Origin of the sequence: Streptomyces sp. CA-278952, assembly GCF_028747205.1 — a bacterium.
GTDB lineage: Bacteria > Actinomycetota > Actinomycetes > Streptomycetales > Streptomycetaceae > Streptomyces.
In genome coordinates, this window is the sequence record NZ_CP112880.1 from 241,984 (window position 1) to 250,340 (window position 8,357).

2 protein-coding genes are annotated in these 8,357 nt (G+C 74.5%); both read right to left on the reverse strand.

The window, feature by feature from the left end; translation table 11 throughout:
- Positions 1-67 precede the first annotated feature (67 nt).
- The gene (locus N7925_RS01060; RefSeq protein ID WP_274342714.1) at positions 68-1,174 is read right to left on the reverse strand and encodes an MFS transporter; all 1,107 of its coding nucleotides are present in this window, start codon (positions 1,172-1,174) and stop codon (positions 68-70) included.
- A gap of 14 nt (positions 1,175-1,188) precedes the next feature.
- Positions 1,189-8,355, reverse strand: coding sequence for an amino acid adenylation domain-containing protein (locus N7925_RS01065; RefSeq protein WP_274342715.1), 7,167 nt, complete (start codon positions 8,353-8,355; stop codon positions 1,189-1,191).
- Between the last annotated feature and the right edge of the window lie 2 nt (positions 8,356-8,357).

Sequence of the window (8,357 nt, forward strand, 5' to 3'; positions counted from 1 at the left end):
CCCCCGTACGGCGGCCGATGAGGCGCCGGCCGACGAACGTACGGACGCGTGAGCCTGTCCGGTCCCGTCACCGGCCGGCTGTCGATGCGGGCCTGGTCGGGTGGGGTTCGGCGCGTCGTATCAGGGGGACACAGAGGCCGAGCGCTGCGGCGAGCAGGCTGATCGCACCGCATCCGATGAAGAACACCTCCGCTCCCCACAGGGCCACCGTCATGCCGACTGCGGGGAAGAGCACGGGTGCGAGGCCAAGCGTGCACAAGGTCGTGACCGAGGTGACCCGTCCAAGGTAGCGGGGGTCCGTCTCCGTCTGGACGAACGCGCCGGTCACGGTGGTCGTGAACCCACTGGTCAGGCCGATCGAGAAGCCGAACACGACGGCGACGGGCAGTGAGGGAGCGTGCCCCAGGGCGACCGCTCCCGCGGCCGTGACGAGCAGCGCGCCGCACATCGCCAGCCCGGCGCGCGGTATCCGGGTCAAGACGGTGAGCAGCAAAGCCGAGGCTGCGGCGCCGGCGCTGAACGCGCTCGCGACCCACCCCATGCCTGAGGCGCCCCAGCCGCGTTCGTCGGCCAGGAGGACCAGGCCGGTGGCGACCGGGCCGCTGAAGCACATCTCGCTCAGCCCGATCATCGTGACCAGCGGGGCGAGCATCCGGTGGCGGCGGACGTACCGCAGACCGTCACGCAGTTCGTCCCACGCGGAGCCGCGCCGGGATACCTCCGCTCGCGAAGCGGTCCGCAGGGTGAGCAGAGTGACGAGCGAGAGAGCGAAGAGCGCGCCCGCGGCGGTGAATGCACCGGCCGTGCCGCCGATCACCAGCACGGCTCCCGCCAGGAGGGGGCCGAGCGCGAGACTCGAGAACGAGCCGTCGGACCGGGCGTGCAGTACGTGCTGGCGGTATCGGGCGGGGTCGCTCTCGCGCTGGTCTTCCGTAAGGAGGCCGGGCAGGTCCAGATGGGCGCGGAGTGCCTCAGCCATCTCGGTGACGGTCTCCTCGTCCCTGCGCCGGAAGGCCGTCACCTCGCCGGTGGCGCGGACGAGCGAGTCGAGCGGCTGCGGGGGGTACGGCCGGCGCCGCTCCGGAACGGCGGCCGGGTTGTCACTGATCGTGGGACCTCTGTCGGACGTGGGCTTCAGCCGTCCTCCGGGGGCGGCTGCGTCGGGTTCGGGCACGGGCGGGCGGCGCGTCAGCTCCGTGGGGTGCGGGGCCGGGCGGCCGCCGGTGCGGACGGGGACGCGGCGAGGCCGAGACGTGCGGTCAGCACCTCGCCCAGCGCCGCCAGGACGCCGGGGTCCCGGAGCATGTCCCCGTGGGCGACGCCGGTGGGGTGCTCGCTCAGCCGCCCCTCCAGGTACGGCTTCCACTGCGCGGTGGAGACCTCGCTCACCAGTTGCTCGTGCGTGCCGGTGAAAAACTCGACGTCGCCGCGGAAGAGAGAGGGCACGTAGCGCTGCATCAGCAGCACGTTGTTGACGTACACCTCGAAGCGGTCGCGGATCTCCTCGTCCCGCAGCTGCGCCAGGGAACCGCCCTCGGCGCGCACGCTCTCCAGGTAGCGGGCGAGGACCGGCTCGGGGTCCTCCTCCAGCTCCTCCTCTCCGACGGCGATACCGGCGTCGCGGAAACGGCGGGCCATCAGCCCGTACCTGTCGTCCTTCGGCCGGTCGCGGTCGTTGGGGTAGGCGTCGACGAGCGTCAGCAGCTCGACGCTCTCGCCGCGCTCCTGGAGGAGGGTGGCCAGCGCGTAGGCGATCTGCCCGCCGAACGACCAGCCCAGCAGCCGGTACGGGCCCGACGGCTGCACCTCGCGGACGCGCTCGAGGTAGTCGGCCGCCATCTCCTCCATCGTCGCGGGGAAGCGTTCGCCGGCCGAGGGCCGTGTGGCCTGCAGGCCGTAGACGGGCAGGTCGGACGGCAGCTGCTTCAGCAGTCCGCTGTAGCACCAGCTGAGGCCGGAGCCGGGGTGCAGACAGAACAGCGGGCGCTGCGTCCCGCCTGTGCGCAGCGCCAGCAGGGTCGCGAAGGCGTTCTCCTCGTCTCCCGCGCCGAGCCGCCCGGAGAGCCCGGCGGGCGTGGGCGCGGCGAAGACGTCCCGCACCGCCAGCCGCACACCGAGGACGGACTCGATCCGGCGGAGCAGCCGGATCGCGAGCATCGAGTGGCCGCCCAGGAGGAAGAAGTCGTCGTCCACCCCGGCGCTCTCCAGCCCGAGCACCTCGGCGAACAGCTCGCACAGCAGCTCTTCCTGCGGGGTGCGGGCCAGGGTGCGGCCGCCCGACGGGGTCGCCTCCGGTACCGGGAGGGCAGCGCGGTCGAGCTTGCCGTTCGCGGTCAGCGGCAGGTCGTCGAGCGGGACGAAGGCCGCGGGCACCATGTACGCGGGCAGCTGCCGGGCGGCGTGGGCGCGCAGTTCCCGGGGGTCGGCCGTGCGGCCGGGGGCGGGGACCACGTAGGCGACGAGCCGCGTCGCTTCCCCGGGCGCGGTCAGGACGGCGGCCCGGGCGACATCGGCGTGCGCGAGCAGGACGTTCTCGATCTCGCCCGGCTCCACCCGGAAGCCGCGCAGCTTGAGCTGGGCGTCAGCCCGGCCGAGGAAGGCGAGGGTGCCGTCACGCCGCCACCGTACAAGGTCGCCGGTGCGGTACATCCGGCTGCCCGGCGGGCCGAAGGGCGCGGCCAGGAACCGTTCGGCGGTGAGCCCGGGGCGGGAGAGGTAGCCGCGCGCGAGTCCGGAGCCGGCCACGTACAGCTCGCCCGCGACACCGACGGGGACGGGGTCGAGTCGCTCGTCGAGCACGTGGAGCCGGGTGCCGGGCAGAGGTGCGCCGATCGGTACGGGGTCGGGCCAGTCGTCCGCGGCGGCGGGCAGGGCGAGGGCGCTGACCACGTGCGTCTCGGTCGGGCCGTAGTTGTTGTAGAGGCGGCGTGCGGGCAGCGCCGCGCAGAACGCCCTGAGGTCCGCGCCGGGGGTCAGGGCCTCGCCTGCCTGGACGAGGGTGTCCAGCTCCGGGAGGTCGACGCCGTCGGCGAGGGCGGCGGACGCCAGGGCGTCGAGCACGAGGTGGGGCGCGAAGAGCTCCCGCACCCGGTGCTCGCTCAGCCAGTGCGCCAGTGCACGCGGGTCGCGGCGCACGTCCTCGGGGACGACGACCAGGGCGTTCCCGTGGAGCAGCGCGCCGACGGCCTCCTGAACCGAGACGTCGAAGGTGGCCGCGGTGAACTGCGCGGTACGGGCGGGGTGTTCTGTGCCGAAGGCGCTGCGGTGCCAATGGGCCAGGTTGAGCAGGGCACCGGCCGGCATGACGACGCCCTTGGGCCGGCCGGTGGAGCCGGAGGTGTAGAGGACGTACGCGGGGTGGTCCGGCGCCATGGGGCGGACGCCGTCCGCGGGGCCGAGGTCTCCGTCCGGCAGGGCGGCCGTCTCCCCCGCCGTGGAGGGCGCGTCGAGCACGAGGAGGGTGCCGCCGGGTACGGGCGGCAGGTCCACGCGCCGCGCGTCGACCGTGACGACCACGGTCGGCCGGGCCTCGGCGAGCGTGCGGGCGGTGCGTTCGGCGGGCTGCGCGGGGTCGAGCGGCAGATAGGCGGCTCCGGCCTTCCATACGGCCAGCGTCGCGATGTGCAGCTGCGCGCCCCGGCCGGTGGCGACGCCGACGACGTGCTCGGGCCCGACGCCGTGCCGCAGGAGGAGACGGGCGAGCCGGTTGGCGCGGGCGTTCAGCTCGGCGTAGCCGAGGATGGTGCCGTCGTCGACGACCGCCTCGCGCCGCGGGGTGCGGCGCACCTGCTCCTCGAAGGTCTCCGCGAGGGTGCGGTGCACCGTCTGGCCGGGGCCGCCGCTGCCGCTCTCCAGGAGCGCGGCGCGCCGCTGCTCGCCGAGGACGTCCAGGCGGCTGAGCCGCCGCTTGGGTGAGCCGACGGCCTGGGTGAGGACGCGGAGGAATCCGTCGGCGAGCGCCCGCGCGGTCTCCGGGTCGAACAGTTCCGCGCTGTACTCCAGTCCGCCGGACAGACCGGACGGGGTGCCGTCGGCGGCGCGGCGCTCGCTGAGGGCGAGCAGCAGGTCGAACTTGGCTGTGCCCGAACTGGTCCGCTCGGGGCTCACAGTGAGCCCGCCGGGGGTCGCGAACTCCCGGTCGCCGTGCACGTCTCCCGTGGTGCCGAGGGTCAGCATGGCCTGGAAGAGCGGGTGCCGGGCGGCCGACCTGGCGGGGTTCAGCTCCTCCACCAGCCTCTCGAACGGCACGTCCTGGTGCCGGTAGGCGGCCAGGTCGGTGGTGCGCACCCGGCGCAGCAGCTCGCCGAAGGCGGGATCGCCCGACAGGTCGGTGCGCAGCACGAGGGTGTTGACGAAGAAGCCGACGAGGTCGGCGGACGCGTCGTCGGTGCGGCCCGCGACAGTAGTGCCGAGGGGTACGTCCGTGCCCGCGCCGAAGCGGGAGAGCGTCGCCGCCAGCGCGGCGTGCAGGACCATGAAGACGCTGCATCCGTGCCGTTGGGCGGTGGTGACGATCCCGGCGTGCAGCTCGGCGGGGACCTCGAGGGGCAGCCTGCCGCCGCGGTAGCCGGCGCGCACGGGGCGCGGACGGTCCAACGGCAGCGGGAGTTCCTCCGGCAGGCCGTCCAACTGCTCGCGCCAGTAGCGCAGTTGTTCTGCGAGGGGGCTGTGCTCGTCGTCCTCGGAGCCGAGGACCCGCTGCTGCCACAGGGTGTAGTCGGCGTACTGGACGGGCAAAGGCGCAGCGTCCGGTTCGCGGCCCTCGGCGCGGGCGGTGTAGGCGTCGGTGACGTCCCGCAGCAGCGGCCGCAGGGACCAGCCGTCGCCGGCGATGTGGTGCAGTAGCAGGAGGAGTACGGACTCCGTCTCGGACAGCCGCAGCAGCGAAGCGCGCAGGGGCGGTTCGTGGGTGAGGTCGAAGGTGTGGCGGGCGGCCGCGGAGAGCGCGCCGGCGAGCTCGTTCTCGGCGACGTGGGACACCGTCAGCTCGGGCACGGCCTTGCCCGGCGGGAGCACCACCTGGACGGGCCCGGCGTCGTCCTCGGTGAACACGGTGCGCAGGGACTCGTGGCGGACGGCGGTGTCGGCGAGCGCGGAGCGCAGCGCGTCGACGTCCAGCGGCCCGCTCATCCGCACGGCGACGGGGATGTTGTACGCGGGGCTCGGCCCCTCGAAGCGGTGGATGAACCACAGCCGCCGCTGCGCGTACGACACCGGGAGCCGGTCGGGGCGCGGTGCGGCCCGTACCAGCGGGGGGCGTGCGTCGGCGGCGTGTTCGAGCGCGCGGGCGACGCCCGCGGGTGTGGGCGCGTCGAAGAGGGTCCTGATGGAGAGCTCGACCTGGAGGACGGTGCGGATGCGGCCGATCAGCCGGGTGGCGAGCAGCGAGTGCCCGCCGAGGTGGAAGAAGTGGTCGTCGACCCCGACGGACGGCAGCGCGAGGACTTCCGCGAACAGCTCGCACAGGATCTCCTCGCGCGGGTCGCGCGGGGCGCGGGAGGCGGCGAGGCGGCGTTCGGGTGCGGGGAGCGCGGCGCGGTCGACCTTGCCGTTCGGGTTGAGCGGCAGGGCGTCGAGGTCGACGACGACGGCCGGGACCATGTGGTCGGGCAGGCGGGTGCGCAGGTGCTCCCGCAGGTCGGCTCCGCTGTGGCCGGGGCGGCGTACGGCGTAGGCGATCAGTTCGGGGCCGTCGGCGCGGTCCTCCCGGACCGCGGCCACCGCCTGCGCGACGTCGTCGTGCCGGGCGAGGTGGGTCTCGATCTCGCCGAGCTCGATGCGGAAGCCGCGGACCTTGACCTGGTCGTCGGCCCGGCCGAGGTAGGTGAGCGCGCCGTTGCCGGTCCACCGCACCAGGTCGCCGGTGCGGTACATGCGCGCGCCGCCGTCGCCGAACGGGTCGGCGACGAACCGGTCCGCGGTGAGCGCGGCCCGGCCCAGGTAGCCGCGGGCGACCCCGACGCCGGCGAGGTAGAGCTCGCCGACGGCGCCGGGAGGCATCAGGCGGAGGAGCGGATCGAGCACGTACGCACGGGTGTTGGGGAGCGGCACGCCGATGTCCGGGCTGCCGGGGTCGTCGCCGGCACGCCAGACGGTCGCGTAGACGGTGGCCTCGGTGGGCCCGTAGCAGTTGTAGACGCGGGCGTCGGGTGCGGCCGCGCGGACCGTCTCCAGGGCCGCCGCGGTGAACGCCTCGCCGGCCAGGACGACCGTGCCCACGTCCCAACGCACCTCGTGGCCGGTGAGGACGTGGGTGAGGGCGGAGGGCACGCCGCTGACGAGGTCGGCGCCCTCGGTCACGGTGGGGTCCGCGAGGGACAGCGCGTTGTCCACGAGCCGCACCGTGCCGCCGCAGGTCAGCGGAGGGAACAGCTCGAAGACCGAGACGTCGAAGCTCGTCGACGTGGAACACACGACCCGGGCGAGCCGCTCGGCGCCCCACTCGCGGTGGGCCCACGCCACGAGGTTGGCGACGTTCGCCCTGGGCACGACGACGCCCTTGGGGCGGCCCGTCGAGCCGGAGGTGTAGATGGCGTACGCGGCGGCGTACGCGGGTACGGCGACGCCGGGGTCGGACGGGTCCGCCGCGGCGGTCTCGGCGGCCGTGTCCGGCGCGTCCAGCTCCAGCCGGGCGGCCGCGCCGGGCAGCCGGTCGGCCAACTCGCCTGTGGTGACGGTCAGTACGGGCCGGGCGTCACCCACGACGTGCGCCAGCAGGTCGGCCGGATAGGCGGGGTCGAGCGGAACGTAGGCGCCGCCCGCCTTCCACACGGCGAGCAGCGTCGCCAGCAGCTCGGTGCCGCGGGGCAGCAGGACGCCGACGAACGACTCGGCGCGTACGCCGCGGGCGCGCAGCACCCGGGCGAGCCGGTTCGCGCGGTCGTTCAGCTCGGCGTACGACAGCTGGTCCCGGCCGGCCGTCACGGCGGTCGCCGCGGGCGTGGCGGCGGCCTGCCGCTCGAACCAGTCGGAGACCGTGCCGGGCGGCAGCGGTGCGGCGGTGTCGTTCCAGCGGCGCAGGACGGTGTCGCGTTCGGCCGGGTCAAGCAGATCCAGGGAGCCGCAGGCGCGGCCGGGGGTGGCGGCCATCGCGGACAGCACGGCGGTCAGGCGCCGTACGGTCGCGCGGGCCAGTTCGGTGCCGACCGCGTCCGGGCGGTGGCTGAGCCGCAGTCCGAGTGCGTCGGACGGCTCGATGATCAGGGCGAGCGCGTAGTGCGTGGCGTCGCGCACGACGGCCCCGACCACCTTCCCGGGGAGCTCCTCGCCGGAGCCGTCCGCCATGCCCTCGGCGCTGACCGGGTAGTTCTCGAAGACCGTGGCGGTGTCGAAGAGTTCGCCGTGGCCGGCCCAGCGCTGGATCTCGGCGAGGCTGACGTACTGGTGCTCCACCAGGGCCGACTGCTCCCGCTGGAGGCGTACCGCCAGCTCGCGCAGGGAGGCGCGGGCGTCGACCGCGACCCGTACCGGAACGGTGTTGAGGAGGAGGCCCACCATCCTTTCCATGCCCGGGAGTTCGGCAGGGCGGCCGGAGACGGTGGCCCCGAAGACGACGTCGGCGCGTCCGGTCGTCCAGGACAGTACGAGCGCCCAGGCGGCCTGTACCACGGTGTTCAGGGTGACGCCCCACTCGCGTGCCCGTCGGGTGAGCGCGGCGGTGGTCTCGCGGTCCAGGGTCGCGCGGACTTGCTCGGGCACCCGCACGGGGCGCCGTCCGGGAGCGAGGAGCGTGGGCCCGTCCAGGCCGTCCAGCGCCTCGCGCCAGGCGCGCTCGGAGGCGTCCCGGTCCCGCTGGGAGAGCCACCGCAGGTAGTCCTGGTAAGGAGGTACGCGCGGCAGGCCGCGGTCGTCGCCGCCCTGCCGGTAGAGCGTTATCAGCTCGCGCAGCAGAACCGGGGTGGACCAGCCGTCCCAGAGGATGTGGTGGTGGGCCAGGACGAAGCGGAAGCGGCCCTCGCCCCGGCGTATCAGCAGGAAGCGGACCAGCGGCGGGCGGCGCAGGTCGAAGCGCGTCCAGCGGTCCTCCTCGACGAGGGCCGCGGCGGCGGACTCCGGGTCGGCGGCGGCCGAGACGTCCTCGTCGCGCCACGGCGTCTCCACCGTCCGCGCCACCGCCTGCACCGGCTGCGACAGGCCCTCGTAGCGGAACGCGGCGCGCAGGTTCGGGTGGCGGCGCAGCAGTGCCGACGCCGCGGCGTGCAGTGCGTCCCGGTCCACCGCGCCCTCGAGGTCGAAGACGATCTGTACGGTGTAGACGTCGAGTTCGCGCTCGTCGTACGCGCTGTGGAAGAGGATGCCCTCCTGGAGGGGGGACAGCGGGAACACGCCCTCGATGCCGCGCTTCTGCGTGCTCATGC